The sequence below is a fragment of the Georgenia sp. SYP-B2076 genome, from assembly GCF_003991205.1.
Classification (GTDB): Bacteria; Actinomycetota; Actinomycetes; order Actinomycetales; family Actinomycetaceae; genus Georgenia.
Genome location: NZ_RXOZ01000011.1, coordinates 176,360 through 202,433 on the forward strand (window position 1 = coordinate 176,360; position 26,074 = coordinate 202,433).

Consider the following 26,074-nt stretch of genomic DNA (forward strand, 5'->3'; position numbering starts at 1 on the left):
CTTCGTCCGGCCGGGCACGACCGGTGGATCCCGATCGGCTCCGAGGAGTTGTCAGTACTTGACCGCTCACCGAGGGGAGGGGTTGGGAGGACTTGACCGCTCGGGGTCCCGGGGGGCGGGGGTGACGCGCGAGCGGCGACGGCGCACGAGGACGGTGGCCGTGATGACGACGGCGACCGCGGCGATGCCCGCGATGCCCCACGGAGAGCCCGCGGCGGCCGCGAGCGCCGCGTCCCAGACGGCGAAGCCGATGGTCGAGTAGATCGCCGCCCAGGCCAGCGCGCCCGGCACCTGGGCCAGGGCGTACCGCCCCCAGTGGATGCGCAGCACGCCCGCACCGGCGTTGACCATCGTCTGGAAGCCGACGGTGAGGTACGAGACGGGCACCACGACGAGCCCCCACCGGCGGATGGCCTCGATCCCGCGGGCGGTGCCCTCGCCCTGCAGCCAGTCGTAGGCCCGCCGCCGCCACCCGCCCCGGGGGTGGGACCGGCGCAGTGCCTGCTCGGTGAGAATCCGCCCGGCCCAGTAGGTCCCCTGGCCCCGGATCGTGGCGCCGAGGTAGAGGAAGGCAAAGACCAGCCAGAAGGGCCAGCTCGCCAGGAAGTCAGGCACGCGCGTCCCCGCCGTGCCCCGTCTCAGCCCGCCGAGGCCCCTCGTCCTCGTCCCCGCCGCCCGCGCTCACGAGCTGGCGCGCCGCGCAGGCGGCGCACGTGCCGAACAGCTCGGCCGTGTGGTCCACCCCGACGAACCCGTTCTCGCGCGCCACGCTCGCCGCCCACCGTTCGACCGGCTCACCGGCCACCTCGACGGTGCGCCCGCACACCCGGCACACGAGGTGGTGGTGGTGCTCCTGGCGCGCGCAGCGCCGGTACAGGGTCTCGCCGTCGTCGATCCGCAGGACGTCGACCTCCCCGGAGTTCGCGAGGACCTGCAGCGTCCGGTACACGGTCGCGAGCCCGATCGGCTGCCCGTGCGCGCGGAGCATCTCGTGGAGCTGTTGGGCGCTGCGGAAGTCGGTCGTGCGCTCGAGGAGCGCGCTGACCGCCGAGCGCTGCCGCGTCATGCGGACCATGTCGCCCCCTGCTCGAGCTGGACGTCGTCCTCGACGTCGAGGTGCGGGTCGAGGACCCGCCTGGGGCGCACCACCAGCGGGCGGACCACGGACACGACGGCGTAGACGGCGACGGCGAGGACGACGATCGTCGCGCCGGGGGAGAGGGGCAGGAAGTACGTCAGCGACAGCCCGACGACGCTGACCGCCACGCCGACGACCATCGCGATCGTCATCGTCGTGCGGAAGGAGCGGCTGAACAGCTGGGAGATCGCCACCGGCACGATCATCACGGCCGAGACCAGGAGGACCCCGACCACGCGCATGGACACCGACACGGTCATCGCCGCCATGACGGCGATGAGGATGTTCAGCCCGCGCACGGGCAGCCCGCTCGCCCGGGCGTACTCCTCGTCGTGGCACAGCGCGAACAGCGCCGGACGCAGGCCGAGGCCGGCGCCGAGGATGAGGACGGCGAGGCCGAGCGTGAGCCACACGTCCGTCGTCGACACGGTGGCGATCGATCCGAAGAGGTAGCCGTTGAGGTTCGCGGAGGTGCCGCCCGCGATCCCGATGATGAGCACGCCGCCGGCGATGCCGCCGTAGAACAGCAGCGCGAGCGCGAGGTCCCCGCTGGTCTTGCCCCTGGCGCGGACCACCTCGATGAGCACGGCGCCGACGACCGACGCGAGGATCGCGCCGGGGACGGCGAGCACGTCACGCGGGGTCAGCCCGGCGATGCTGCCGGCGAGCCAGCCCATGGCGACGCCGGTGAGGGCGACGTGGCCGATGCCGTCACCGAGCAGGGCGAGGCGCCGCTGGACGAGATAGGTGCCCATGACCGGGGCGGCCACCCCCACGAGAACCGCGACGAGGAGCGCCCGCTGCATCAGCGGCGTCTGGACCATGAGCAGGAGCGTGTCGAAGAAGGCCATCACAGGTCCACCCGCAGGTTGGGGACGTGGGCGTCGAGTCGCCCGGCGTCGTCGTCGTGGGCGTGGACGTGGTCGTGGAGCGCGTCGTCGTGCCCGACGGCGGCCGGCAGGCGGGCGCCGTCGTGCACCACGCGGCCGTGCCGCAGGAGGATCGCCCGCTCGAGCAGCGCGCCCAGCTCGCCGAGCTCGTGGAGGACGACGAGGATGGTCGTGCCACGCCCGTGCAGGTCTGCGAGGGTGGCGGCGAGGGCCTCCTTGGACCGCTTGTCGATGCCGGCCAGCGGCTCGTCCAGGATGAGGAGCTCGGGTTCGCGCACGAGCGCGCGGGCGATGAGCACCCGCTGGTGCTGGCCGCCGGAGAACACCTGGACGCTGTCGTCGGCCCGGTCGGCCAGGCCCACCTGCGCGAGCGCCTCGAGGGAACGCTTGCGGGCGTCGCGCGGGAGCCGCAGCCGGCCGTTGTCGACCAGGCCGGAGGTCACCACCTCGAGCGCGGTCGCGGGCACGCCACCGCTGGCGGTGACCCGCTGCGGCACGTAGCCCATCCGGGCCCACGGCACGTCCCGGCGGTGACCGCCGACGTCCCGGCCGAAGAGCCGGGCGTGCCCCCGGGTGATCGGCACGATCCCGACGAGCGACTTCACCAGCGTGGACTTTCCCGAGCCGTTGGCGCCGAGCAGCGCCACGATCTCCCCGCGCCCGACGGTCAGGGAGATCCCGCGCAGGATGGTGGAGGTGCCCAGGACCACGGTCAGGTCCTCGGTGACGATCGGCGGGGCGTCCATGGGGCTCAATGGTTCCACGGACGCGGCTCGCCGTGCGCCTCGGCCGTGCGGGCGGGCAGCCGTGCCGGCGCGCGCGCTCACGCGCACTGGAGCGCACCCTTGAGGGCGGCGAGGTTGGCGCGCATCGTGTTGTCGTAGTCGACGCCCTGGTCGATCCGGGCATCGAGGGGGTCGAGCACCGCGACGTCGAGTCCGAGGTCCCCGGCGATTGTGTCCGCGACCGAGGAGCCGGCGCCGGGCTCGGCGAAGATGGTGTTGACGCCGTGCGCGTGGATCTCCTCGCTGACCTCCGCGACATGCGCAGGGGAGGGCTCACCCTCCGGGTCGAGGCCCGCGATGGCGACCTGCTCGAGTCGGTAGCGCTCAGCGAGGTAGCCGTACGCCTGGTGGGCGACGACGATGGTGCGGGTGGCACACGTCGCCAGCCCGTCCGTGAACGCCGCGTCGAGCTCTCCCTGCCGGGTGGCGAACGCGTCCGCGTTCGCCCGGTAGTCGGCGGCGTGGGCGGGGTCGGCCGTCGCGAGCTCCTCACCGAGCGCCCGGCCGACGTCCGCGAGGCGGGTCGGGTCGAGCCAGAAGTGGGGGTCCGCCCCGGAGTGGTCATGCCCGGCGTGGGCACCGCTCTCGTGGGCGTGGTCCCCGCTCGCCCCGGTGGGCGCGGTCGCCCCCGCGACTTCCTCCTCGGGCGTCAGCAGGTTCGCGTGGTCGGCCGCGTCCAGGACGTGCGCGGGATCGGACTGTGTGACGGCGTCGTCGACTGCCGCCTGGAAGCCCGAGAGGTAGACGACGAGGTCGGCCCTGGTGAGCTGAGCGACGGCGTTGGGGGACAGCTCGAGCTCGTGCGCGTCGACGCCGGGCGGCGTGAGGGGCGTGACGTGCACGTGCTCGCCACCGACCTGCTCAGTCATGTACTGCAGCGGGTAGATGGCGGCCATCACCTCCAGCGGTCCGCCGTCGCTCCGCGGTGCGGACGTCGAGCAGGCGGCCAGGGCGAGCGCGCTGGCCGCGGCCACGGCGAGGCCGCGCCAGCGAGGGGTCTTCATGAGGATGATTCTCAGGACAGCTGAGAATGGATGTCAACTGCCGTTGGTGTGACGCCCACCACGTGGCCGCCGCCGACCGGGCGCCAGAAAGTCCCCGACCGGCCCGGCATGGTTAGGTGGAGCACCGCAAGGGCGTGCACAGCAGTGCCCGCGCGCCCTTGGGCACCCGCGTCAGCCAGGCGCGGGTCCAAGCCCGCGTCAGCCAGGCGCGGGTTCGAGCCCCCGTCAGCCAGGCGTGGGTCCGCACGATGAACCGGAGTGATCTGAAGTGGCTGCACCCTCGCGCCTCGACAACGTCATCAACCTCGCCAAGCGGCGGGGCTTCGTCTTCCCCTCGGGAGAGATCTACGGCGGTACCCGCTCCGCGTGGGACTACGGACCCCTCGGCGTGGAGCTGAAGGAGAACATCAAGAAGCAGTGGTGGCGTCACATGGTCACCTCGCGCGACGACGTCGTCGGGCTCGACTCCTCGGTCATCCTGCCCCGCCAGGTCTGGGTGGCCTCCGGCCACGTGGGCGTCTTCACCGACCCCCTGACCGAGTGCCTCTCCTGCCACAAGCGCTTCCGCGCGGACACCATGGCGGAGGAGTTCGAGGAGAAGAAGGGCCACGCCCCGGAGAACGGGCTGGCGGACATCGCCTGCCCCAACTGCGGCACCCGTGGTCAGTGGACCGAGCCCCGCGACTTCAACATGATGCTCAAGACCTACCTCGGCCCGGTCGAGGACGACTCCGGCCTGCACTACCTGCGCCCCGAGACGGCCCAGGGCATCTTCGTCAACTTCGCCAACGTCATGACGTCCGCCCGCAAGAAGCCGCCGTTCGGCATCGGCCAGATCGGCAAGTCCTTCCGCAACGAGATCACGCCGGGCAACTTCATCTTCCGCACGCGCGAGTTCGAGCAGATGGAGATGGAGTTCTTCGTCGAGCCCGGTACGGACGAGAACTGGCACCAGTACTGGATCGACCAGCGCACCGACTGGTACACGGGCCTGGGCATCAGCGCCGAGAACCTGCGCCACTACGAGCACCCGCAGGAGAAGCTGTCCCACTACTCCAAGCGGACCGTGGACATCGAGTACCGCTTCGGGTTCCAGGGCAGCGAGTGGGGCGAGCTCGAGGGCATCGCCAACCGCACCGACTTCGACCTGTCCACCCACACCCAGCACTCCGGGCAGGACCTGAGCTACTTCGACCAGGCGAAGAACGAGCGGTGGGTGCCTTACGTCATCGAGCCCGCCGCGGGCCTGACGCGCTCCCTCATGGCGTTCCTCGTCGAGGCCTACACCGAGGACGAGGCGCCCAACACGAAGGGCGGCGTCGACAAGCGCACGGTCCTCAAGCTCGACCCCCGGCTCTCGCCCGTCAAGGCCGCGGTCCTGCCCCTCTCCCGCAACGAGCAGCTCTCGCCGGTGGCGAAGAACCTCGCCGCCGAGCTGCGCCAGTACTGGAACGTCGACTTCGACGACGCCGGCGCGGTCGGCCGGCGCTACCGCCGCCAGGACGAGGTCGGCACGCCGTTCTGCATCACGGTCGACTTCGACAGCCTGGAGGACCAGGCCGTCACCGTGCGTGAGCGCGACACGATGACGCAGGAGCGGATCAGCCTGGACAAGGTCCGCGGGTACCTCGCCGAGCGGCTGCCCGGCTGCTGACCGCCGTCCCGCCGGGCGACGTACGTGGGGCGCTCGGCGGGACGCCCCGTCGCTGCCGCGGCGGGCCGGCCCTGGCCGAGGCCGGGCGGGCGGCGCGCCGGGGCGTGCCCTCCCGCACGGGCGGCGTCGCCCCGGAGAGCATGGGTGGGTGCCCCACAACCACAACCGCGGCCCGGATGCCCCGGACCTGGCGCCGGCGGAGTCCCGGCGCGTCCGCACGATCCTCGCGCTGCTCGTCGCGCCGCTGCTGGCGGCAACCGTCGTCGGTCTGGCGCTCCTGTGGCCGCGCGGCGAGACGCCGATCGGCAGCGTGCCGCTCGCCGGGTCCGGCATGACGATCGAGGCGGGAACCGTGGTCGAGGTCGCGGAGGACGCGTCCGGCGCGGGCGGCCAGGTGCGGGTGGAGCTGAGCACGGGGATCGGCGAGGGCCAGGTGGTCCCCGTCCAGGTGCCGCCCGAGGTCATGACCAACGGCATGGACGTAGGCGACGATATTCGTCTGATGTTTACCCCGCAGGCAATGGGCACGGGAAGCCCCTACGTGTTCTGGGACTTCCAGCGCACCGCCCCGGTGGGTTGGCTGGCGCTGGGCTACGCCGCCGTGGTCTTGGCCGTCGCACGGTGGCGGGGCCTCGCGGCGATGCTGGGGCTCGCGGCGTCCCTCGCGATCATCGTCGTGTTCGTGCTGCCGGCCCTCATGCTCGGGCACCCGCCACTGCTGGTGGCGCTCGCCGGCGCGGCAGCCATGTGTTCGCGTCGCTGTACCTGGCGCACGGTGTGTCGATCCGGACCACGACGGCGCTGCTCGGTACCTTCCTCGGACTCGCCATCACCGTGGTGCTGGCGATGTGGAGCACTCGGGCGGCGAACCTCACCGGCACGAGCTCAGAGCACGCGGTCATGCTCTCCTCCACGTTCCCCAACCTGTCGCTGACCGACCTGCTGATGTGCGGGATCGTCATCGCCGGTCTCGGTGCACTGAACGACGTCACCATCACCCAGGCCTCGGCCGTATGGGAGCTGCACGCCGCGAACCCCGCGCTGCCCCGGCGGACCCTGTTCACCAGCGGCATGCGCATCGGGCGGGACCACATCGCCTCGACCGTGTACACGCTCGCGTTCGCCTACGTGGGCACCGCGCTCCCGGTGCTCATGGTGGCGGCGCTGATGGACCGCGCCGCGCTGGACACCCTCATGGCGGGCGAGATCGCCGAGGAGGTCGTGCGCACGCTCGTGTCCTCGGTCGGCCTGGTCCTCGCGATCCCCGCCACCACCGGCATCGCCGCGCTGCTGGTGCGCACCAGCGCGGGCCGCGGCAGGGTCCGCGGCGGCGACGTCCGCAGCGGTGGCGCGCGTTCGGTGGCGGGCACCGTCCCCGCCCCCACCCTGTGACGAGGTCGCGCACCATCTCACGCCGCGCCGGGTTGGGCCGCGCGGTGGCCTCGTGGACAATGGCCCGGTGAATGGACTGCAGATCGGAGCCGTGAGGCTGGGGAGCCCGGTCATCCTGGCCCCCATGGCGGGCGTGACCAACCCTCCGTTCCGCCAGCTGTGCCGCGAGGCCGGCCTGGCCGGTCTGCGCGCGGCGACGGACGACTCCGCGCCCGGCACCGTCGCGCCCGGCACCGTCGCGCCCGCCGGCCTCTACGTGACGGAGATGATCACCTCCCGCGCGCTGGTCGAGCGGACCCCCGAGACGATGCGGATGATCACCCCGGACCCGGCGGAGCCGGTCCGCTCCGTGCAGCTCTACGGCGTCGACCCCGCCACCATCGCCGCCGCCGTGCGCATCCTCGTGGCCGAGGACCGCGCCGACCACGTCGACCTCAACTTCGGCTGCCCCGTCCCCAAGGTCACCCGCAAGGGGGGCGGTTCTGCGCTGCCGTGGAAGCGAGACCTGTTCGAGGCCATCGTTACCGGCGCCGTCGCCGCCGCGCGAGAGGCCTCGGTCGGCCGTGACCATGAGATTCCCGTGACGGTCAAGATGCGGATGGGGATCGACACCGACCACCTGACCTACCTCGACGCCGGACGGATCGCCGAGCGCGCCGGCGTCGCAGCAGTCGCCCTGCACGCCCGCACCCTCGCCCAGCACTACTCCGGCGAGGCGCAGTGGGACACGATCGCCCGGCTCAAGGAGGCCGTGACCCAGGTCCCGGTGCTCGGCAACGGCGACATCTGGTCCGCCGAGGACGCCCTGGCGCTGATGGCCCGGACCGGCTGCGACGGTGTCGTCGTCGGCCGCGGGTGCCAGGGCCGCCCGTGGTTGTTCACCGACCTGGTGGCTGCCTCACACGGGTCGGACCTGCGGGTGACGCCCGGGCTGCGCGACGTCGCCGCGGTCATCCGGCGCCACGCCGAGCTCATGGTCGAGCACTTCGGGGAGGAGGACCGCGGGCTGCGCGAGATGCGCAAGCACATGGCCTGGTACCTCAAGGGCTACGTCGTGGGCGGGGAGGCGCGCCGCGACCTGGGCATGGTCTCCTCGCTCGCCGAGCTGGACGAGCGCCTCGCGGCCCTCGACCTCGACCAGCCCTACCCGGGGGCCGGCGCCGAGGGGCCGCGCGGGCGGGCGGGCACCCCGAAGACGCCGCACCTGCCCGATGGCTGGCTGTCGAGCCGCGACATGGACGAGGATCTGCGCACCATGCTCGCCGAGGCGGAGCTCTCCGTCTCCGGAGGCTGACGCCGGCCCGTCGTCAGCCTCCATCCTCAACGGTGCGCCGTCAGCGGGTGGCCCAGACCGTCGTGTCGCCCGGCACGAGCACGCCGCCGTCGTTCGCGACCCGCACGGCGCCGCTCGCCAGGACGACGCGCCACCCCTGGGGCAGCGCCACCTCGGCCGCGCCCAGGTTCGTGAGCACGAGGACGTCGCCGGGACCGCCGGCCCCGACGGCCAGAGCCAGCACGGTCGCGCTGTCCTCGAAGCCCGGCAGCCACGCGACCGAGCCCGTCCCGAGGCCGAGCTCGCGGCGCAGCCGCAGGGCCGTCCGGTAGAGCTCCAGGGTCGAGCCCGCGCGCCCGGCCTGGCGGTCGACCGCCAGCTGAGCCCACTCCGCCGGCTGGGGCAGCCAGCTCGCGCCGGTGGGGGAGAAGCCGAAGGCGGGGGCGGCGGCCTCCCACGGCAGGGGCACGCGGCAGCCGTCGCGGCCCTTCTCCGCGCCGTGCGTGCGGAAGAAGGTGGGGTCCTGGCGTGCGTCGTCGGGCAGGGTGGTGTGCTCCGGCAGGCCGAGCTCCTCACCCTGGTAGACGTAGGCCGAGCCGGGCAGCCCGAGCATGAGCAGCGACGCCGCGCGGGCGCGGCGCAGGCCGAGGGCCGCATCGGGCTGGGGGTCGGCCGCGCCGATGCCGTTCGGGCCCTTGCCGGTGCGCGCCAGGCCCAGGCGGGAGGCGTGCCGGACGACGTCGTGGTTGGACAGCACCCAGGTCGTGGGGGCACCGACGAGGTCGTTGGCGCGGTAGGAGGAGGCGATGACCGCGCGCAGGTCCGGCGCCCGCCACTGCGAGACGAGGAAGGGGAAGTTGAAGGCCTGGTGCATCTCGTCGGGGCGCACGTACCTGGCCAGCCGCTCGACGGGCTCGACCCACGCCTCGGCGACCAGCACGCGGTCGCCGGGGTACTCGGCCAGGACCCGGTGCCAGGAGCGGTAGATCTCGTGGACGCCGTCCTGGTCGAACATCGGCGCGCGGACGGGCTCCGCGGCGGGACGGGGCGGCGCTCCCGGGCCGCCCGACGTCGGATCCTCCACGCCCTCGACCATGCTCACGTGGCCGGACCAGTCCGGCAGGCCGGGTGCCTTCACCAGGCCGTGGGCGACGTCGACGCGGAAGCCGTCGACGCCCCGGTCAAGCCAGAAGCGCAGCACGTCCTCGAACTCGGCGCGCACCTCCGGGTTGTCCCAGTCCAGGTCGGGCTGCGTGGAGTCGAACAGGTGCAGGTACCACTGGCCGTCGTCCGCCCACGCGCTGCCGGGGGCGTCGGCCCGGTCACGCACCCGCGTCCACGCCGGGCCGCCGAAAACGGACTCCCAGTTGTTCGGCGGCTCCTCGCCGCCCGCGCCGCGGCCCTCGCGGAAGATGTACCGGGAGCGCTCGGCGCTCCCGGTGCCGGCGGCCAGCGCGGCGGCGAACCAGGCGTGCTGGTCCGAGGTGTGGTTGGGCACCAGGTCGACGATGACGCGCAGCCCAAGCTCGCGGGCGCGGGCCAGCAGGGCGTCGGCGTCCCCGAGGGTGCCGAACCGCGGGTCCACGGCGCGGTAGTCGGCGACGTCGTAGCCGCCGTCGGCCTGCGGGGACCGGTAGAACGGGGAGAGCCAGAGCGCGTCCACACCGAGCGCCGCGAGGTGGTCCAGCCGCGCCGTGATGCCCGCCAGGTCACCCATGCCGTCGCCGTCCGAGTCGGCGAAGGAGCGCGGGTAGACCTGGTAGATCACCGCCTCACGCCACCACTGGCTGCCGCCCTCCGGGGCGGCGGCGTGGATGGTCAGGGCAGGTGCGGTGCGCGTGGTGGCCTCGGTCACGGTTCTCCTCGTGGGGTTGGCGTCCTGGCCCGGTCGACCAGGGGGATGTCGGGTCCGGCGCCACCTGGGACGCGGTCCGGACGGTGGCGCGCGTGGTCGCACGCGCGGGCGCCGGCGACCTTGTCCATGCTGCCACGCGGGTCGAGGCCGCGCACGACCCGCCTCCGCACAGGTCTAGCTAGCCGCGCCGGGCGCCGTTGCTCGCGGCACCGACAAGGGCGGGACGGGCGCCGTCGGCCACGGCACCGGTCGAGCTGCGCACGATGAGCTCGGGCACGAAGAGCAGGTCGGTGTGCGGCGCGGCTGCGCCACCGATCTCGGCGACGAGGGTCGCCACCGCGGCCTGGCACATCGCCGGGACCGGCTGGCGCAGCGTGGTCAGGGGCGGGTCGGTGAAGGGGATGAGCACGGAGTCGTCGTAGCCGATCACGGAGAGGTCGTCGGGCACCGACATCCCCCGCGAGCGGGCCGCCCGCACCACGCCGAGCGCCATGAGGTCCGAGCCGCAGATCACCGCGGTGCAGCCCGCCTCGATCAGTGCGGAGCCCGCGCCGGCGCCGCCCTCGACCGTGTACAGGGTCGTGACCACCTGCGGGTCCGCGACGGCGAGGTAGGCGGACATCGCCTCACGGAAGCCCTCGCGCTTGAGCCGGGCGGGGACGAAGCGGTCCGGGCCGATGGCCAGGCCGATGTCGCGGTGCCCCTGCGAGGCCAGGTGACGGACGGCGAGGTCCATGCTCATCCGGTCGTCGGTGGAGAAGGACGGCGCGACGACGTCGGGGTTGGTGCCGTTGACGAGCACGAAGGGCACGCCGCGCTCACGCAGGCGCTGGTAGCGCGTGGGGTCGGCGCTGCTGTCGGCGTGCAGCCCGGAGACGAAGATGATGCCGTCGACCTCGTGCTCGATGAGCATCTCGACGTACTCGTCCTCGGTGGTGCCGCCCGGTGCCTGGGTGCACAGCAGCGGCGTGATGCCGACGGTGGCGAGCATCGACTCGATCGCCTGGGCGAAGGCGGGGAACACCGGGTTCGACAGCTCCGGGACGATGAGCCCCACGAGCCCGGCGGAGCGGGCGCGGACCTTGTCCGGGCGCTCGTAGCCGAGGAGGTCGAGCGCCGCGAGCACCGCACGCCGGGTCTCGCCCGCCACGCTCGGCCTGCCGTTGAGGACGCGCGACACGGTCGCGGTGCTCACGCCGGCCTGTTCTGCGACGTCGGTCAGCCTGGTGCGCCCTCGCATGTTCCGGTCCCGACCTTCTCTGTGGCGCGTGCGCCCCGATGCGCACGCCTACCGTCCGCAAACTTACTGCAAGATCCTGCGGGCGTGCACGAGCGGCCGCCGCGGCCTCACTCCAGCGCGATCCACACCGTCGTGTCCCCGGGCACCGCGATCTCCCCGTCCACCGGCAGGGGCAGGTCCTGGCTGGCGTGCAGGATCTCCTTCTCGAACGGCACATGCACGGGCCCGGCACCGAGGTTGACCAGCACCAGCACGTTGCGGTTGAGGAACGCCAGCACGTCCTTTCCTGGCGGGTCGTCGACCCAGGCCAGGGGGCCGGTGCCGAGCCGGAGCTCGTGGCGCAGCCGCATCGCCTGCCGGAAGCGCTCGAACGTGCTGCCCGGCACCCCCTTCTGCTCGGCAGTGGCGTCGGCGACGGCCCGCGCCCGCGCGGATACCTCCGTCCAGGACGCGGGCGCCGGCAGGCCCACCTCCTCGCCCTGGCGGAGGTACGTCACCCCGGGCAGCGCGAGCATGAGCAGGGTCGCGGCGTGCACCCGACGGCGGAGCTCGTCGGCCGACGGCGCCCACGCCTGGGGCGACGGCGCCTCCGTGATCCCGCTGAGCGTCCACGCCGCGGGGGCGCCCACGGTGTCACGCACCACGTAGGAGTCGGAGATCGTGGCGCGCACGGCCGAGGCGAGCCACGGCACGGTGGTCAGCCGGTCGTCGCGGCTGATGTGCAGCCAGTCCTCGTGCAGGTGGGCGACGAGCGACTCCGTGTCTAGCGCGCTGCCCGCCCCGGCGAGCACCGAGTCGTTGTCCCGCTCGGCCAGGAGGGCCTGCAGCGCGCCGACGTCGACACCGGCGTGGGTGTGGGGCGCGCCCGGCGCGACCGGCCCGGCGACCAAGAGGTCGATGCCGTCCGCTCCCCGGGCCAGCCAGTCCCCGGCGCGGGCGGTGTGCCAGGCGACGGCGTCGGCCGTGTCCGCCGGCGCGTCGTACCCGGCGACGGCGGCGATCACCCGCAGACCGCGCTGGTGCGCGCGGTGGATGAGGTCGTCGACCGCCACGCGAGCGCGCTCGCCGGCAGGGTCCAGGTCCGGGACGCGGATCTGGAGGGCGTCGGCGCCCAGGCGGGCGATGTGGGAGATGTCGGCGCTGAGCACCCGCGCGCCCTCGACGTCCAGGGGCGCCGGGACCTCGTAGACGACCGCGTGCCGCCACCACGGGGCCGGGCTGTGCGTGCGCCGGTGGACGAGCGTGGTGGTGGTGACCGGCCCCAGGCGCAACCGGGCCGCGGCGTCGACCGGCCGTGCGCCCCTCTCGGGCGTTGCCGGTGCGGACATGCTGCTCGGCTCGGTCACCAGGTCATTGTGGCCCATCGTGCTCGTGCTCACAGGCGATCCCGTAGGCTCGTGGCGTGCCCCAGGAGCCCTCCGAGTCCACCTTCGACCGCGAGGTCCGTGCGTACGAGGAAGCGCAGGACGCGCTGGCCGTCGACCCGTACACGGAGCACGACCGGGAGCGCTACGTCGACGAGCAGGCCAAGAACCCCCGGCGCACCGCTTTCGAGCGGGACAGGGCCCGCGTGGTGCACTCCTCCGCGCTGCGCCGGCTCGGCGCCAAGACCCAGGTGCTGGGGCCGTCCAGCGACGACTTCGTGCGCACCAGGCTCACGCACTCCCTCGAGGTGGCCCAGGTGGGCCGGGAGCTCGGCAAGGCGCTGGGCTGCGACGCGGACGTCGTCGACACGGCCTGCCTGGCCCACGACCTCGGCCACCCGCCGTTCGGTCACAACGGTGAGCGGGCGCTGCACGAGGTGGCCCGCGGCATCGGCGGCTTCGAGGGCAACGCGCAGACGCTGCGCCTGCTCTCCAAGCTGGAGCCCAAGACCTTCGCCGACGACGGCACGTGCGTGGGCCTGAACCTCACCCGCGCGAGCCTCGACGCCGCGACGAAGTACCCCTGGCTGCCCGGCGAGGGGCCGCGGCGGTCGGACGGCTCGACCACCCGTAAGTTCGGCGTGTACCCCGACGACCTCGCCGTCTTCACGTGGCTCCGTGAGGGGGCGCCGGCGAACCGCAAGTGCCTCGAGGCGCAGGTCATGGATCTCGCCGACGACGTGGCCTACTCCGTGCACGACGTCGAGGACGCCATCGTCGGCGGGCGCATCGACCTCGAGCGGGTCCGGCTGCCGCAGGAGCACGAGCGCGTCGTGGCCCAGGTGCGCGAGTGGTACGACCCCGCCGTCAGCGACGACGAGCTCGGTGCGGCGCTCGAGCGGCTCGCGGCGCTGCCCATCTGGGTGCGCTCCTACGACGGCTCGCGTCGCGACCTCGCCAACCTCAAGGACATGACGAGCCAGCTCATCGGCCGCTTCTGCGGCGCGGCGGAGGCCGCCACGCGTGCGGCCTACGGCCCCGGCAGGCTCACGCGCTACGCCGCCGACCTCGTCGTCCCGCCGGGCACGGCCGCGGAGATCTTCGTCCTCAAGGGCGTCGCGGCCCTGTACGTCATGGCGCCGCGCGAGCACGAACCGCTCTACCTGGCCCAGCGCACGATCCTGTTCGACCTCGTCGACGTGCTCGTCGCCACCGGGGCGCAGCACCTCGAGTCGCCGTTCGCGGCGGACTGGCGCGACGCCGGCGACGACGGAGCGCGGCTGCGGGCGGTCGTCGACCAGGTGGCCTCGCTCACCGACACCTCGGCCCAGCAGTGGCACGCGCGGCTGTGCGGGATGCTCTCCGAGGTGTACTGACAGTGGCGGGCCGGCCGACCTGTGCGGCGGCTGACGCGCCGACCGGCCGGGCCGCCGGCGGCCGTGCGCAGGGCCGTGGCGCCCTGGACCGGCTGGTGGAGGGCGTCGGGGCGTGTGGGCGGCGCGACCTAGACTGACGCCATGGCAGGCCTGATCCGACGCGAGGACATCGCCGCGGTGCGCGAGCGGGCCCGCATCGAGGAGGTCGTGGGCACCTACGTCACGCTCAAGACCGCCGGAGTCGGCTCCATGAAGGGCCTGTGCCCCTTCCACGACGAACGCACGCCGTCGTTCCACGTGCGCCCGCAGCTGGGCCTGTGGCACTGCTTCGGGTGCGACGAGGGCGGCGACGTCATCTCCTTCGTGCAGAAGATCGACCACCTGCCCTTCTCCGAGGCCGTGGAGCACCTGGCGGGCAAGGTCGGTGTGCAGCTGCGCTACGAGGACGGCGGCACGGGCCGGCCCCGGGAGGAGCCGGGCCGGCGCCAGCGCCTCATCGAGGCCCACCGTGTGGCCGAGGAGTACTACGTCGAGCAGCTCGACACCCCCGGCGGGCTCCCCGGCCGCCAGTTCCTCGCCGAGCGTGGCTTCGACCGGCAGGCCGCGGCCACCTTCGGCGTCGGGTACGCCCCCCAGGGCTGGGACCACCTCATGCGGCACCTGCGCGGGCGGGGCTTCACCGAGGCCGAGCTCACCGCGTCGGGGCTGGTGTCCCAGGGCAACCGTGGCGTCTACGACCGTTTCCGCGGGCGCCTCGTGTGGCCGATCCGTGACGTCACCGGCGAGACCATCGGGTTCGGCGCCCGCCGCCTCTTCGAGGACGACCAGGGCCCGAAGTACCTGAACACGCCCGAGACCGTCCTCTACAAGAAGTCGCAGGTGCTCTACGGCCTCGACCTGGCCAAGCGGGCGATCGCCAAGGAGCGCAAGGTCGTCGTCGTCGAGGGCTACACCGACGTCATGGCCGCGCACCTCGCCGGCGTGGGCACCGCCGTCGCCACGTGCGGCACTGCGTTCGGCACCGACCACATCCGTATCGTGCGGCGGCTGCTCGGTGACACGGCCGACGCGGCCGCCGGCGTCATCCTCGCGTCGGGCGTGACGCACGGCGGCGAGGTCATCTTCACCTTTGACGGGGACGCCGCCGGGCAGAAGGCGGCGCTGCGGGCCTTCGACGAGGACCAGCGGTTCGCGTCGCAGACCTTCGTCGCGGTCGGCCCCGACGGGCTGGACCCCTGCGACCTGCGCCTGCAGCGCGGTGACGCGGCCGTGCGCGACCTCGTGGCGTCCCGCCAGCCCCTCTTCGCCTTCGCGATCCGGTCCGTCCTCGCCCAGCTCGACCTGGGCACGGCGGAGGGGCGGGTGGCCGCCCTGCGCTCCGGTGCACCCGTGGTCGCGGGCATCCGCGACCGTGCCCTGCGGTGGGAGTACGCGCGCGAGCTCGCCGGCTGGCTCGGGATGGACGAGCCGACCGTGCGCCGCGCCGTCCAGGCGGCCGAGCGCGGCGCCGCCCGCCAGGGCGAGCAGGCGGGGCACGACGGCGGCCGGGCCGGTTACGACGGCGGCCGGGCCGGTTACGACGGCGGCCGGGCCGGTTACGACGGCGGCCATGGCGGCCGCGGCGGTCCGAGCGCGGGACCGGGCGGCCGGGGCGACCAGCGCGGCCGGGAGACGCGTGGGCGCGACGGCCGCGGCGGTCCCGGGGGCTTCCGCGAGGCCGAGGACCGGGGCGTGCGCCGCCCGGTGCGCGAGGATCCCGTCGCGCGGCTGGAGCGGCAGGTGCTCGAGGTCGTGCTGCAGCTGCCCCAGCACGCGCTCGGCGCGGGCTTCGACAGCCTCGCCCCGGACACGTTCACCGTGCCGTCCTACCGGGGCGTGCACGACGCGATCCGGGCCGCCGGCGGCACGGCCACCTACGGGCAGCGGGTGGAGCAGCTCGCGGCCGAGCGGTCGGCCGGCGACGCGGCGCAGCACGCGGCGGCCTGGTGGGCCGAGCAGGTGCGCGAGAACGCCGTCGGACCGGTCGACGGCGTCATCACCGAGCTGGCGGTCGCCCCGTTGCCCGAGGACCGCCCGGACGCGCTGGCGGGCTACGCCCAGGGCGTCCTCGTCGCCCTGATCCGGATGGGCCTCACGCGCGAGATCGCAGACATCAAGGGGCGCCTTCAGCGCACAGACCCGGGCGACCCGACATACGCTCAGATCTTCGCCGACCTCATGGCCCTGGAGAGCCGGCGTCGCTCGCTCAGCCAGGACTGAAAGGCACCGTCAGCAGGGCCGGCCCGGGGCCCAGTGCGGCACCCGGACACACCAGTTCGGGGGGCTTGACCGGGCCCCGGCGGATGCCCACCGTTGCAGTCAGCGGGCGTCCCCACCTTGTCCCCCTTGATCGCAACGGAGCGGACCATGGCACTTCCCATCGAACGACGCCGAGCCACCAGTCCTCGCCTCAGGCGGGCCCTCGTCCTTGCGGCGGCGCTGCCGACATTCCTCGCGAGCGGGCTGCTGTTCCTGACGCCGTCGGTGGGGGCCGAACTCTCCGGCGGGTACATCGTCGTCCTCAAGGACGACGTGCCCGACGTCGCCGGAACGACCGCGGCGCAGGTGCAGCAGTACGGCGGGTCCGAGGCGCACACGTTCGACGCCGCGCTCAAGGGCTACGCCGCCCGGATGACGGCGTCCGAGGCGGCGCGGCTCGGCACGGACCCGTCCGTGCAGTTCGTGACGAAGGACCGGCAGTTCCATCTCGAGGATGTCAACGTCCCCCAGAACCCCGCGCCGTCGGTGGTCAGGGTCGGCGCCGACCGCTCCAGCACCGAGGCCGGAGACGGCACCGGCTCCGTCGACGTCAACATCGCCATCATCGACACCGGGATCGACGGCACCCACCCCGACCTCAACTCCCACGCGGGGACGGACTGCTCCAGCGGCTCGGCGGTCACACCCGGCACGAGCCTGACCGACACCCACGGCCACGGCACGTTCGTGGCGGGTGTCGCGGGCGCCCGGGACAACGCGATCGGGACGGTCGGCACCGCGCCCGGCGCGAACCTGTGGTCCGTGAAGGTCATGGACCCGGCGGGGAACATCTCCCTGGAAAGCCTCGTCTGCGCCGTCGACTGGGTGACCTCCACCAGGACGGACGCCGACCAGAGCAACGACATCGACGTCGCCAACATCAGCATCGGCGGGCCGGGCGCGGACGACGGGCAGTGCGGGCGCGTCAACGCCGACGCGCTGCACCGGGCGATCTGCGGTTCCGTCGACAAGGGCGTCACCTACGTGGTGGCGGCGGGCAACACCACCGAGGACATCGCCGGGGTCATGCCCGCCACCTACGACGAGGTGCTCACGGCGACGGCGATCTCCGACTTCGACGGGCAGCCGGGCGGGCTGGTGACCCAGCCCGAGTGCGACGGGCAGAAGCTGACCACGGTCCAGGACGACGTGGTGGCGTTCTTCTCGAACTACGCGACCCAGGACGCCGACAAGGCCCACACCATCGCCGCCCCCGGGGTCTGCATGCACTCGACCGTTCCCGGCGGCTACGGCACGATGCACGGCACGAGCTTCGCCAGCCCCACGGTCGCCGGCACGGTGGCTCTGTGCATGGTCAGCGACGTCTGTGACTACCGCTGGGGCACGAAGAACATCGGCGTGATGACCGCGGCCACCAAGGAGCACAACATCGCGTTCCCGGACTATGGCTTCGTGGGGGACCCCCTGCGGCCCACCGACGGCCGCTACTACGGCTACCTCGTCCGGGAGTCGATCTTCTGACGGGTCCTGGCCGGCTCCTCGCCGGTGCCAGGATGTGCGGATGACGCAGAACCTCACCCGGCCCACCGACGGCGACGTCGCGGCCTTCATCGCCCGCGCCGAGCCCGCGGGCCGGCGGGAGGACGCGGCGGTGCTCCTCGGCCTCATGACCCGGGTGACGGGGGAGGGGCCGGTCCTGTGGGGCACGTCGATGGTCGGCTTCGGCCAGTACCGCTACCGGTACGAAAGCGGCCGTGAGGGCGACTCCCTCGTCGTCGGGTTCTCCCCGCGCAAGGCGTCGATGTCCCTCTACGGGCTGCAGCACCACGACGTCGCGCCGCTCCTGGCACGGCTGGACCCGCACAAGCTCGGCGTCAGCTGCCTGTACGTGGGGCGGTTCGGCCGTCTCGACCTGGACGTGCTCGAGCAGCTCGTCGATGCCGGGTGGCGGCGGGGCGGGCTCGCCGGGCGGGTGTAGGACGGCGCGTGCCGCATCGGCCCGGGGCGCCGGTCGGCACCCGACTTCAGCTGAACGTCAACACCAGCTGAGGCCTGTAGGACGCGGCAGCGTGCTCGCGCGACCAGAACCACAGCCGGTCGGTCCCCGCGCTGGTGATTCCCATGGAGACCGAGGTGCCCAGGAACGGCTGGAGGCTGGCCGGTGAGACGCCGGCGCTGTACGCCGCGTTCGGAACAGCCCCTGCGGGGAGCGTACCCAGGGCCGCGCCCGTCAATGCAGGTCGGTTCGCCCAGTTGAGCGTGGCCTCGGACCAGGCGTCGCCGGAGACGCGGATGGTGTGCGGTTCATCGGTGCCGGCCGAAGCCAGGGTAGTGGTCCGGTACCTCAGCACCGCTCCTGTCAGCGTCTTGCCGGCCGGGGCGGCCGGCAGGGCGAAGCGCAGGTACGCGATCTGCCCGGGGTTCGTCCCCTGAGATGCCAGCGACGCGGACGTCCCGTTGCTGGTGGTGGGTGCGCCGGCGTTGGCGGTCGCGTCGGCGATGGGGGTCCGGGTGATCACCACCGGGCTCGTGGCGGCTGGTTTGAAGTTGGCGGTGTACGTCGTCGCGACTGCCGGCGTCGCCACGTCATGCGTCGCTGAACCGCCGTCGGACCAGGTGTCGAACTGGTACGCCACCCCTCCCACGGTTTGTGGAGAAGGGGCGCCGAGCTTGCGTATGACTCCCACCACGCTGTCCGTCGTGAGGGGAAGCGTGCGCGGCTGATCGTCCAGGTTCAGTGACAGGCCGGGGGTGTTGGACCGAAGGGTGATCGGTACGACGGTGGGCCTGAGATCCACATAGCTGTCCTGGGTGCGACCGCCGGAATCCCGCACCGTCAGATGGATGCGGTACCACACGTTCGTCTCGGTGTGACCGGTCGTGGCGATCGTGAACTGACCCGTCCGCGATCCGGTTGTCGGGGGCACGAATGGATGGACGTGCTGATCGTGGTGGAAATCGACCGTCCACGTGAATGCGCTTGCCGGGAGAGTCCCGTCCTCCGGATCTGTCGCCGTCCCGTTATAGGTGAACGTCTGCCCGCCCACATACTTGACGTCGTTCAGGGGACTGCTGATTGTCCCCGTCGGGGCGGCGTCGTTCTTGACCGTCAACGTCGCCACCGAGCTCGTCACACTCCCCGCCGCATTCGTGACGACAACACGAAACCCGGCACCGTTGTCGCCTGCTGACGCCGAGCTCAGCGTGTAGCTGCTCCCCGTCGCGCCGGCGATGTTCGCGCCGTTGCGCTGCCACTGATAGCTAAACGGCCCGGTCCCGCCCGCCACAACCGAGAACGTCACCGACTCCCCGGTTCCGACCGTCTGGCTCGCGGGTTGGGTCTGAATGGTCGGTGCCAGGGACCCCGTGTACGTGACCCTGACGACGGCGCCGCTGCCCCGCGACAGGTAGTACAGGTTCCCGTCCGGGCCAACCTTCAGATCCACCGGGTGTGGCGTGGTCGTTGTGGCGAAGTCCGTCACGGTCTTGGTCACGGGATCGATCCGCCTGATCCAGTGGTTGCAGAAGTCCGCGAAAAAGTAGTCGCCGACGTAGTCGCTCGGGTACCTCATCGTTGCAGGGTTGTAGAAGGCCCCGCCCGTGATCGCGCAGCCGTTCACTGGTGCCGCGGTGTCGTGGGGGTACGCGTAGAAGGGGCTGATGAAGCGAGGATCCGTCGTCGGCCCCTCGGTGGTGGGCCACCCGTAGTTGCCGCCCCGCACCGTGTCGTTGATCTCTTCCCACGCACTGCCCCCGACGTCGTTCACGAAGATCTTGTTCGTGCCGGGTTGGAAGGTGAACGTGAAGGGATTCCGGAATCCGAGCGCCCAGATTGCCCGGTTCTTGCCTGAGGCGGTGGCGAAGAACGGGTTGTCCGTGGGAATAGTTCCATCCGCATTGATTCGGAGGACCTTGCCCAGCAGGTTGTTCAAGTTTTGAGAGTTGGAGCCGTTAGCGTTTTCGCCCACTGCTACGTACAGCTTGCCGTCGGCGCCGAAGTTCATCGCACCGCCGTTGTGGATGTTCACAGTGCTCAAGTTGTCGAGGTCAAGAATGGGCGTCTCGACGACCGCCCCGCCGGACCTGAGTGCCACGTCACCGTCGGCCACAAATCGCGACACGCGGTTGTGCGGCACCGGCGTGAACGACGCGTAGTACAGGTAGACGTACTTGTTCGTCGCAAAGTTTGGATCGATCGCGATGCCGGTCAGGCCTCGTTCGCCCTGGTCGTCGGTGGTGATCTTGAGAAACGGCGTCGGCAGCGTGGTGCCGTTCTTGACGATCCGCACCGTCCCGTCCTGTGCGACGACGAACAGCCGGCCGTCGGGAGCGAACGCCATGGCCGTCACCCTGCCGAGCCCGGTTCCCCACGTAGTCTGGGTGAAGCCTGCGGGGTACGTCACTGCGCTAGCCGGGGAGGGCGGAACCAGCATTGTTACCGCCACAGTGGCGAGCAGCAGTATCGAGATGAAAAGCCGCCTACCCACGACAATTCCGTTTCGTGTCGCCGGAAATACCGCGTGGTGCTTCATCAGCCGGCCCTCTTCTCAGCCCGAAGTGCCTCACACGTCTGCCCGACGTGCCCGAAGCCTGCCGACCGCCCCGTGGGGTGTCAAGCGTTTCGGGGCATCAATACCGTGGACGTAGGTCCGACGGTAGGCATAGCCCTAGCGGTTGTAACGGACTCTGCGCTCCCTCACAAATGGGGGTGTCTGCGCGGCTGACCAGGCATGATCTCAGAAGAGGTGATGGGGTGATCGAGAACCACGCCGGTGGTATTCGATTCCTGCGCCTGCAGGTCGAGCATAATTGGACGAAACTATTAGGTATCCTGAATTTTGGACGGACGTGCCGAAACGCCAACGCATGCACCACGTTGCGGGCAGTGAGGCACCGGCCGACGTTTCGGGCGGCCGGGGCGTCGAGCGCTGGTGTCGCCGAGACCGACAAGCGTGCCGGCGCGAGGTTGGGGACCTGCTGCACCTACCGGCAGGGCGGGGGGTTCGTCGCAGGGACGTCAAGCCGCCCGGCAGGGTCCGGCGTCACACCGGACGGCATTGCTCGCGTGGGGGCGTGCCCGTACCGCGAGCACTCAGGATCGCTACGTTGCCCGGCGTCGGCCCGCGACGCTCGGCAGTGAAGATGGTCGGCCGGGAGCGGACGCGCGAAGTTCGTCGTCGTCGCTGACGGGGCGAGGTTGACCGAGACGGCAGAGGCCCGGAACTGTTGCAGTTCCGGGCCTCGTGGGCTCCCGCGACTGGACTCGAACCAGTAACCGTCCGATTAACAGTCGGATGCTCTGCCAATTGAGCTACGCGGGATCGCGAGATAGGACTCTAGCAAAGATTCATCGGCGCCCCGGACCGCCGAGCCCCTCCCGGGCGGTTATGTGTCCAGTCCCACAGCTGAGCGCGCGTGCTGTTCGAGCTCGTCGACGAGGCGGCGTTCCTCGTCATCACCACGGATCGGCCCCGTCACCGTGAGCTGCGAGAGGAGCTCGCCGTCCTCACCCCGCCGGATGAGGACCTGGGCCGTCGCCCCGCCCGGCATGTCCCTGCTCTCGGTGTGGACTACGGAGGACTGCACCCGCTCGCGGAGCGCTGAGGTGAACGGCTCGACCTCGTCCGTCAGGGTCGTCAGCACCAGGGGCCGGCGCGCGCCGTCGACCCACGTGACGGTGAACTGCCGGACGTCGCCGTCCCACCGGCCGTGCTGGACCTCGTGCCACGGGTGGCGGCCCCGCACGCCCGAGGTGTCGGCGAGGACCAGGACGCCGGCCGTTACCAGGGCCCACGAGCCGTCGGCGAGCTCGGCGGCCGCCATGACGTTGTCCGACTTCGGCAGGTGTGCGATGACGTCCTTGGGTGCGCGCGACCCACGGCGACTCAGAATCATGCGTCACACGCTAGCTGGCCGGCCCCGGTACGCTGAACGCCGTCGTGCGCACGGACGTGCCAGACGCCCCTGTAGCTCAGCTGGTCAGAGCAGCGAACTCATAATTCGTCGGTCGCGGGTTCAAGTCCTGCCGGGGGCACCGTTTATGCAGGTCAGGACCTAGTGGGTGATTCAGGACAGACGGTGTCCGGCTTGTGGCCCGCAGGTCTGCGGACCGGCGCCCGTGGGGGAGCGGCGGGACAACCGTCCTCACCACGTTCGTTGTTTCGCGGGTCAGGCACTGCATGAAGACCTCACCATCGCTGGCGCGGGCGATGCAAAGGCGTGACTTGCCCGAAGAACGACCTCGGCGCAGGGGTGCCCACCCCCATGTCATCTGCGCTGGCAGAAGCACTGGACCTGCCGCTCATGGTGCCCAACGTAGAAGACCCCTGTGTGCGCCCCCGGTCCGGTCTCTGCTCCACGACTAATGCGACATCGCTGAGAACAGCGGGCACCGGCTCGCCGGCGGGGCGGTGCCCGCTCCGTCGGCGGTCCCCGTGGTGGGGAAGCGACGGCGCCGAGGCTCAGTAGACGTTCTGTTGCTCGTCTGTGTCCGGCAGTGGTGTCGTCCCTTCTCCAACGTCACAACGGCCGTGGGCCTTCTTGGGTTCGGCGGCGAAGCCTCACGCAGGGTACTGGCGGTCACGGGAACCCCCTTCCCGGAACACGCACCTGCGACTGACCGATCCGGTTGTCCACCCGCCGCATCGTCGGAGCGTCCCGACCACACCTCAGCGGTGGCGGCACGGCAGGGCGTCAACACGCGTAGAGAAGAATGTCCAGGGCCGAGCGCGGTCGTTGCTCCGGACTGGGCTGGGCAATGATGACTCGAATTCCGTCTGGGTCGCGACCTTCGACGAATTGCACCCCGCCGCTGGCGTGCGTGTGCGTGTGGCAGCCGCGAGCCTGCAGCGCCTGCTCGAAGTACGCGAGCCCTGCCGTGCTGTCGGTGGCCCACATGAGGCACTGCACCCCGATGCCCCCCGACGGGTGCGGTGCTTGACGGCCCTTCTCGATCAAGTAGATCTGGAAGCCCTCGGGGGCCAACATCAGGGCGGCCTCGCCCTCGCGGAGGGTGGTCTGGCAGTCAAAGACATCGTGGTAGAAATCGACCGATCGGTCGAGGTCGGTGACGAAGATGACCGACGATGCCACCGTGGCACGCTCCATCGCTATTGCCCTTTCCTCAGCCGATCGAACGTGGGCTGCGCTGCGCCGAATTCGTCATCCGGTCAAGGTCGGTGTGCTGGGGGAGCGGTCATTGCCGGGGTCAGCGGCGGGCGTGGCCGCAGGCGTGCGGCCAGCTGGTCGCCGAGCCCGTCCCAGCTCGCGTCGAAGGTCGCCAGGCCGTCGTCCTCGAGGGTCTGGACGACGTCGTCGTAGTCGATGCCAAGGCCCCGGAGGCCGTCCAGGACGCGATGCGCGTCGTCGTACTGGTCGCGTACCGAGTCGGCCGGGACCTCGCCGTGGTCGGCGACCGCGCGGAGCGTGGCCTCAGGCATGGTGTTGACGACGCCCGGGGCGACGAGGTCGACGACGTAGCGGGTGTCGGGGTACGCGGGATCCTTGGTGGAGGTCGACGCCCACAGGGGCCGTTGTGGGCGCGCGCCCGCCGAGCGCAGGGACGCCCAGCGGGCTGACGAGAAGACCCGCTCGTAGTGCTCGTACGCGACCCGGGCGTTGGCGATGGCCGCGCGCCCGCGCAGCGCGGCCGCCGCCGGGGTGGCGATCTGGTCGAGGCGGGCGTCGACCTCGGTGTCCACCCGGGAGACGAAGAACGAGGCGACGGAGCCGATCATGGACAGGTCGCGCCCGGCCGCGCGGGCCCGTTCCATGCCCTCCAGGAAGGCGTCCATGACGGCGTCGTAGCGGGCGAGGGAGAAGATGAGTGTGATGTTGATGCTGATGCCCTCGGCCAGGCAGGTGGCGATCGCGGGCAGCCCCTGACGGGCCGCGGGGATCTTGATGAACAGGTTGGGCCGGTCGACGGCCCACCACAGCGCCCGCGCCTCCGCGATGGTGGCCTCGGTGTCGCGCGCGAGGCGGGGGTCGACCTCGATCGAGACCCGGCCGTCGACGCCGCCGGTGGCCTCGTAGACCGGGCGAAGCACGTCGCACGCCCAGCGCACGTCGAACGTGGTCAGCGCGCGCAGCGCCTCGCCGACGTCCACGCCGCGCGCCGCGAGGTCCGCGATCTGGGCGTCGTAGGCGTCACCGCTGGTGATGGCCTTGGCGAAAATGGTCGGGTTGGTCGTCACGCCCACCACGTGCTCGCGTTCCACGAGATCCGCCAGCGTTCCCGACCTCAGCCGCTCCCGGCTGAGGTCGTCCAGCCAGACGGAGACGCCCGCCTCGCTCAGGGTGGTGAGTGGGACGCTCATGATGCTCCTCCTACCGGCGCGGTCAGCGGGCGGCGCGGGCCGGAGCGTTTCCGGCCTGGTCGTAGACGCTGGCGAGGCGGCCCAGGGTCAGGGCGGCGAGCAGCAGCCCGAAGTCGCGCAGGGCCACGTCATAGAAGCCGGAGTAGGTCAGCAGGTTCAGGATGATGCCGGCCAGCCACAGGGCGACGACGTAGGCCCCGAAGCGCGGCCGGACCGCCACGAGGATGCCGGCCACGACCTCGACCACACCGACCACGAGCATGGCGGTGTGTGCGCTGATGGGCAGCAGGCTCACGATCCACGGGGCGAGATAGGCCTCCCAGTTCGTCAGCACATTGGCGAACTTGTCCAGGCCGAAGACAATCGGGAGGACAGTGAAACCCACCCGTAGCAGCAGGAACGCCCCGTAGGCGGGCTCGGTCCGCGCCCTGTGCAGGACCCCCGTCCCCTCCCTCATGGCCGGGCTCCTGGCAACGTTGGCAGTCATCGGGATCAACTCCTTCTATAGATGAGACATCCTGGTTTTAGAATCCTCGCCCGGCGCCCTGTTGTCAACACCTGTCGGCGCGCGGGTGCATGTGAGCGCCCAAAGTCGCAGGTGCGCGGGATCGGCCGGGTTCAGTAGCCGGTGAACTCCTCGGTTCGGATGTCGTCGTCGTCGACGCCGGCAGTGTTGAGCACCCCGCGCATGGCGGTCACCATCGCCGCGGGGCCACTGAGGTAGTAGATGGGGGCGGTCAGGTCGTCGATGTATCGGGCGAGCATGGCCCCGTCCACATGGCCGGTTTCCCCGTCCCATCTGCGCCGTGACGTCTCGGGTCGCGTCATGGTGGCGACGAGGGTGAAGTCCTCGTTCGTCTGGTCGAGCATGCTCAGCTCGTCGAGGAAGGCGGCGTCCTCTGGGCGCTTGTTGGAGTAGAACACGATGATCGTGTGACCGGTGCGGTCATGGGCGGCCTGCAGGACGATGCTGCGGACCGGGGTGATGCCGATCCCGCCGGTGAGGAAGACCGCGGGCCTGGCGACGTTGTGGTGGAGGGTGAACGAGCCGTAGGGCGCGTCCAGGGCGAGCTCGGTACCGATGGGCAGGTTCTTCAGGACGCGTTTGAAGGCGGTATCGCGCAGGCGGGTCGTGGCCATCAGTCGTGGCTCGTACGGGGCACTGGTCAGCGAAAAACCTCTGGTGGGCCCCTCGCCGTCGGTCTCGGTGGGGTCGAGCAGCGTGTAGTCGGCGAACTGGCCGGCCTTGTACTCAAAGCCTGCTGGCTTGTCGAAATAGAAGGCCATGGTGCCGTCGGCGACGTCGTGCCGCTCGAGCAGCCTCGTCCTTGGCAGTGACACGGTCTTGCTCCTTCCAAGCCGCTCGTGCGCGGTAACTCGGGTTGGGGTCGGGTCGACGCCGTGCGGACGGGCGCTGACCGAGGCGTCGGCTGCGGTGGTCCCGGGCTCGGTGTGCCCGGACCCCTGGTGATCGGCAGTGCGGCTGCCGCTGGTCCCGGCGGTCACGCGGCCGGGGCGCTCGTTGC

At 71.7% G+C, this 26,074-nt stretch carries 20 protein-coding genes, 2 tRNA genes and 1 pseudogene; 8 read left to right on the forward strand and 15 right to left on the reverse strand.

Features of this window, described 5'->3' with window-relative positions; translation table 11 throughout:
• Positions 1-66 precede the first annotated feature (66 nt).
• The 5 genes from EJK16_RS05670 to EJK16_RS05690 form a co-directional block, all read right to left on the reverse strand.
• Positions 67-615, reverse strand: coding sequence for a DedA family protein (locus tag EJK16_RS05670; protein WP_127127209.1), 549 nt, complete (start codon positions 613-615; stop codon positions 67-69).
• A complete protein-coding gene (locus EJK16_RS05675; RefSeq protein WP_127127211.1) occupies positions 608-1,075 on the reverse strand; it encodes a Fur family transcriptional regulator in 468 nt (155 codons plus the stop codon). Before EJK16_RS05675 ends, EJK16_RS05670 begins: the two co-directional genes overlap by 8 nt.
• A complete protein-coding gene (locus tag EJK16_RS05680) occupies positions 1,063-1,989 on the reverse strand; it encodes a metal ABC transporter permease (RefSeq protein WP_127127213.1) in 927 nt (308 codons plus the stop codon). The genes EJK16_RS05675 and EJK16_RS05680 overlap by 13 nt, the downstream gene beginning before the upstream one ends.
• Positions 1,989-2,774: a metal ABC transporter ATP-binding protein gene (locus EJK16_RS05685; RefSeq protein ID WP_127127215.1), complete on the reverse strand. Its 786-nt coding sequence runs from the start codon at positions 2,772-2,774 to the stop codon at positions 1,989-1,991. Before EJK16_RS05685 ends, EJK16_RS05680 begins: the two co-directional genes overlap by 1 nt.
• A gap of 77 nt (positions 2,775-2,851) precedes the next feature.
• The gene (locus tag EJK16_RS05690) at positions 2,852-3,817 is read right to left on the reverse strand and encodes a metal ABC transporter substrate-binding protein (RefSeq protein WP_127127217.1); all 966 of its coding nucleotides are present in this window, start codon (positions 3,815-3,817) and stop codon (positions 2,852-2,854) included.
• 268 nt (positions 3,818-4,085) lie between these two features.
• On the opposite strand from EJK16_RS05690, the gene EJK16_RS05695 reads away from it, so the two are divergent.
• The 3 genes and pseudogenes from EJK16_RS05695 (at position 4,086) to dusB (ending at position 8,157) form a co-directional block, all read left to right on the forward strand.
• On the forward strand, positions 4,086-5,471 hold the full coding sequence (locus tag EJK16_RS05695; protein WP_127127219.1) for a glycine--tRNA ligase: 1,386 nt from the start codon (positions 4,086-4,088) through the stop codon (positions 5,469-5,471).
• Between the two features lie 520 nt (positions 5,472-5,991).
• A pseudogene (locus EJK16_RS05700) lies at positions 5,992-6,863 on the forward strand (YibE/F family protein).
• A gap of 67 nt (positions 6,864-6,930) precedes the next feature.
• Positions 6,931-8,157 (forward strand): tRNA dihydrouridine synthase DusB, encoded by a 1,227-nt coding sequence (gene dusB / locus EJK16_RS05705; RefSeq protein WP_127127221.1) that lies wholly within the window; start codon positions 6,931-6,933, stop codon positions 8,155-8,157.
• Between the two features lie 40 nt (positions 8,158-8,197).
• On the opposite strand, the gene EJK16_RS05710 is transcribed toward dusB, so the two are convergent.
• The 3 genes from EJK16_RS05710 to EJK16_RS05720 form a co-directional block, all read right to left on the reverse strand.
• Positions 8,198-9,991: a glycoside hydrolase family 13 protein gene (locus tag EJK16_RS05710; protein ID WP_370275958.1), complete on the reverse strand. Its 1,794-nt coding sequence runs from the start codon at positions 9,989-9,991 to the stop codon at positions 8,198-8,200.
• A gap of 178 nt (positions 9,992-10,169) precedes the next feature.
• Positions 10,170-11,231 carry a LacI family DNA-binding transcriptional regulator gene (locus EJK16_RS05715; RefSeq protein WP_127127223.1) on the reverse strand — a complete coding sequence of 354 codons (1,062 nt, stop codon included), beginning with the start codon at positions 11,229-11,231 and terminating at the stop codon, positions 10,170-10,172.
• A gap of 107 nt (positions 11,232-11,338) precedes the next feature.
• On the reverse strand, positions 11,339-12,577 hold the full coding sequence (locus tag EJK16_RS05720; protein ID WP_127127225.1) for a hypothetical protein: 1,239 nt from the start codon (positions 12,575-12,577) through the stop codon (positions 11,339-11,341).
• A 125-nt stretch (positions 12,578-12,702) separates the two neighbouring features.
• On the opposite strand from EJK16_RS05720, the gene EJK16_RS05725 reads away from it, so the two are divergent.
• From EJK16_RS05725 to EJK16_RS05740, 4 genes are all read left to right on the forward strand, one after another.
• Positions 12,703-13,971, forward strand: coding sequence for a deoxyguanosinetriphosphate triphosphohydrolase (locus tag EJK16_RS05725; protein ID WP_127127977.1), 1,269 nt, complete (start codon positions 12,703-12,705; stop codon positions 13,969-13,971).
• 141 nt (positions 13,972-14,112) lie between these two features.
• The gene (gene dnaG / locus EJK16_RS05730) at positions 14,113-16,230 is read left to right on the forward strand and encodes a DNA primase (protein ID WP_127127227.1); all 2,118 of its coding nucleotides are present in this window, start codon (positions 14,113-14,115) and stop codon (positions 16,228-16,230) included.
• 147 nt (positions 16,231-16,377) lie between these two features.
• Positions 16,378-17,751, forward strand: a complete 1,374-nt coding sequence (locus EJK16_RS05735) for a S8 family serine peptidase (protein ID WP_127127229.1) — start codon at positions 16,378-16,380, stop codon at positions 17,749-17,751.
• Positions 17,752-17,791: 40 nt separating this feature from the next.
• Positions 17,792-18,208 (forward strand): DUF1801 domain-containing protein, encoded by a 417-nt coding sequence (locus tag EJK16_RS05740; protein ID WP_127127231.1) that lies wholly within the window; start codon positions 17,792-17,794, stop codon positions 18,206-18,208.
• Between the two features lie 46 nt (positions 18,209-18,254).
• Here the strand turns inward: EJK16_RS05740 and EJK16_RS05745 are convergent, their stop codons facing one another.
• The 3 genes from EJK16_RS05745 to EJK16_RS05755 form a co-directional block, all read right to left on the reverse strand.
• Positions 18,255-20,570 carry a PQQ-dependent sugar dehydrogenase gene (locus EJK16_RS05745; protein ID WP_205739613.1) on the reverse strand — a complete coding sequence of 772 codons (2,316 nt, stop codon included), beginning with the start codon at positions 20,568-20,570 and terminating at the stop codon, positions 18,255-18,257.
• A 908-nt stretch (positions 20,571-21,478) separates the two neighbouring features.
• Positions 21,479-21,551: transfer RNA gene (locus EJK16_RS05750), tRNA-Asn, on the reverse strand.
• A gap of 64 nt (positions 21,552-21,615) precedes the next feature.
• The gene (locus tag EJK16_RS05755; protein WP_127127235.1) at positions 21,616-22,125 is read right to left on the reverse strand and encodes a hypothetical protein; all 510 of its coding nucleotides are present in this window, start codon (positions 22,123-22,125) and stop codon (positions 21,616-21,618) included.
• A gap of 65 nt (positions 22,126-22,190) precedes the next feature.
• On the opposite strand from EJK16_RS05755, the gene EJK16_RS05760 reads away from it, so the two are divergent.
• Positions 22,191-22,264: transfer RNA gene (locus tag EJK16_RS05760), tRNA-Ile, on the forward strand.
• A 659-nt stretch (positions 22,265-22,923) separates the two neighbouring features.
• Here the strand turns inward: EJK16_RS05760 and EJK16_RS05765 are convergent.
• From EJK16_RS05765 to EJK16_RS05780, 4 genes are all read right to left on the reverse strand, one after another.
• Positions 22,924-23,337, reverse strand: coding sequence for a VOC family protein (locus tag EJK16_RS05765; RefSeq protein ID WP_127127237.1), 414 nt, complete (start codon positions 23,335-23,337; stop codon positions 22,924-22,926).
• Between the two features lie 62 nt (positions 23,338-23,399).
• Positions 23,400-24,548, reverse strand: coding sequence for a transaldolase (tal, locus tag EJK16_RS05770; RefSeq protein ID WP_127127240.1), 1,149 nt, complete (start codon positions 24,546-24,548; stop codon positions 23,400-23,402).
• A gap of 22 nt (positions 24,549-24,570) precedes the next feature.
• The gene (locus tag EJK16_RS05775; RefSeq protein WP_127127242.1) at positions 24,571-25,035 is read right to left on the reverse strand and encodes a hypothetical protein; all 465 of its coding nucleotides are present in this window, start codon (positions 25,033-25,035) and stop codon (positions 24,571-24,573) included.
• Between the two features lie 131 nt (positions 25,036-25,166).
• Positions 25,167-25,889 (reverse strand): ferredoxin--NADP reductase, encoded by a 723-nt coding sequence (locus EJK16_RS05780; protein ID WP_127127244.1) that lies wholly within the window; start codon positions 25,887-25,889, stop codon positions 25,167-25,169.
• Positions 25,890-26,074: the final 185 nt, after the last annotated feature.

Coding starts and splice junctions, on each gene's coding strand:
- EJK16_RS05740 (WP_127127231.1), top strand. CDS start 17,792: ATGACGCAGAACCTCACCCGGCCCACCGACGGCGACGTCGCGGCCTTC.
- EJK16_RS05715 (WP_127127223.1), bottom strand. CDS start 11,231: ATGCGAGGGCGCACCAGGCTGACCGACGTCGCAGAACAGGCCGGCGTG.
- EJK16_RS05735 (WP_127127229.1), top strand. CDS start 16,378: ATGGCACTTCCCATCGAACGACGCCGAGCCACCAGTCCTCGCCTCAGG.
- EJK16_RS05775 (WP_127127242.1), bottom strand. CDS start 25,035: ATGACTGCCAACGTTGCCAGGAGCCCGGCCATGAGGGAGGGGACGGGG.
- tal (WP_127127240.1), bottom strand. CDS start 24,548: ATGAGCGTCCCACTCACCACCCTGAGCGAGGCGGGCGTCTCCGTCTGG.
- dnaG (WP_127127227.1), top strand. CDS start 14,113: ATGGCAGGCCTGATCCGACGCGAGGACATCGCCGCGGTGCGCGAGCGG.
- EJK16_RS05675 (WP_127127211.1), bottom strand. CDS start 1,075: ATGGTCCGCATGACGCGGCAGCGCTCGGCGGTCAGCGCGCTCCTCGAG.
- EJK16_RS05680 (WP_127127213.1), bottom strand. CDS start 1,989: ATGGCCTTCTTCGACACGCTCCTGCTCATGGTCCAGACGCCGCTGATG.
- EJK16_RS05690 (WP_127127217.1), bottom strand. CDS start 3,817: ATGAAGACCCCTCGCTGGCGCGGCCTCGCCGTGGCCGCGGCCAGCGCG.
- EJK16_RS05765 (WP_127127237.1), bottom strand. CDS start 23,337: ATGGAGCGTGCCACGGTGGCATCGTCGGTCATCTTCGTCACCGACCTC.
- EJK16_RS05685 (WP_127127215.1), bottom strand. CDS start 2,774: ATGGACGCCCCGCCGATCGTCACCGAGGACCTGACCGTGGTCCTGGGC.
- EJK16_RS05755 (WP_127127235.1), bottom strand. CDS start 22,125: ATGATTCTGAGTCGCCGTGGGTCGCGCGCACCCAAGGACGTCATCGCA.
- EJK16_RS05745 (WP_205739613.1), bottom strand. CDS start 20,570: ATGGCGTTCGCTCCCGACGGCCGGCTGTTCGTCGTCGCACAGGACGGG.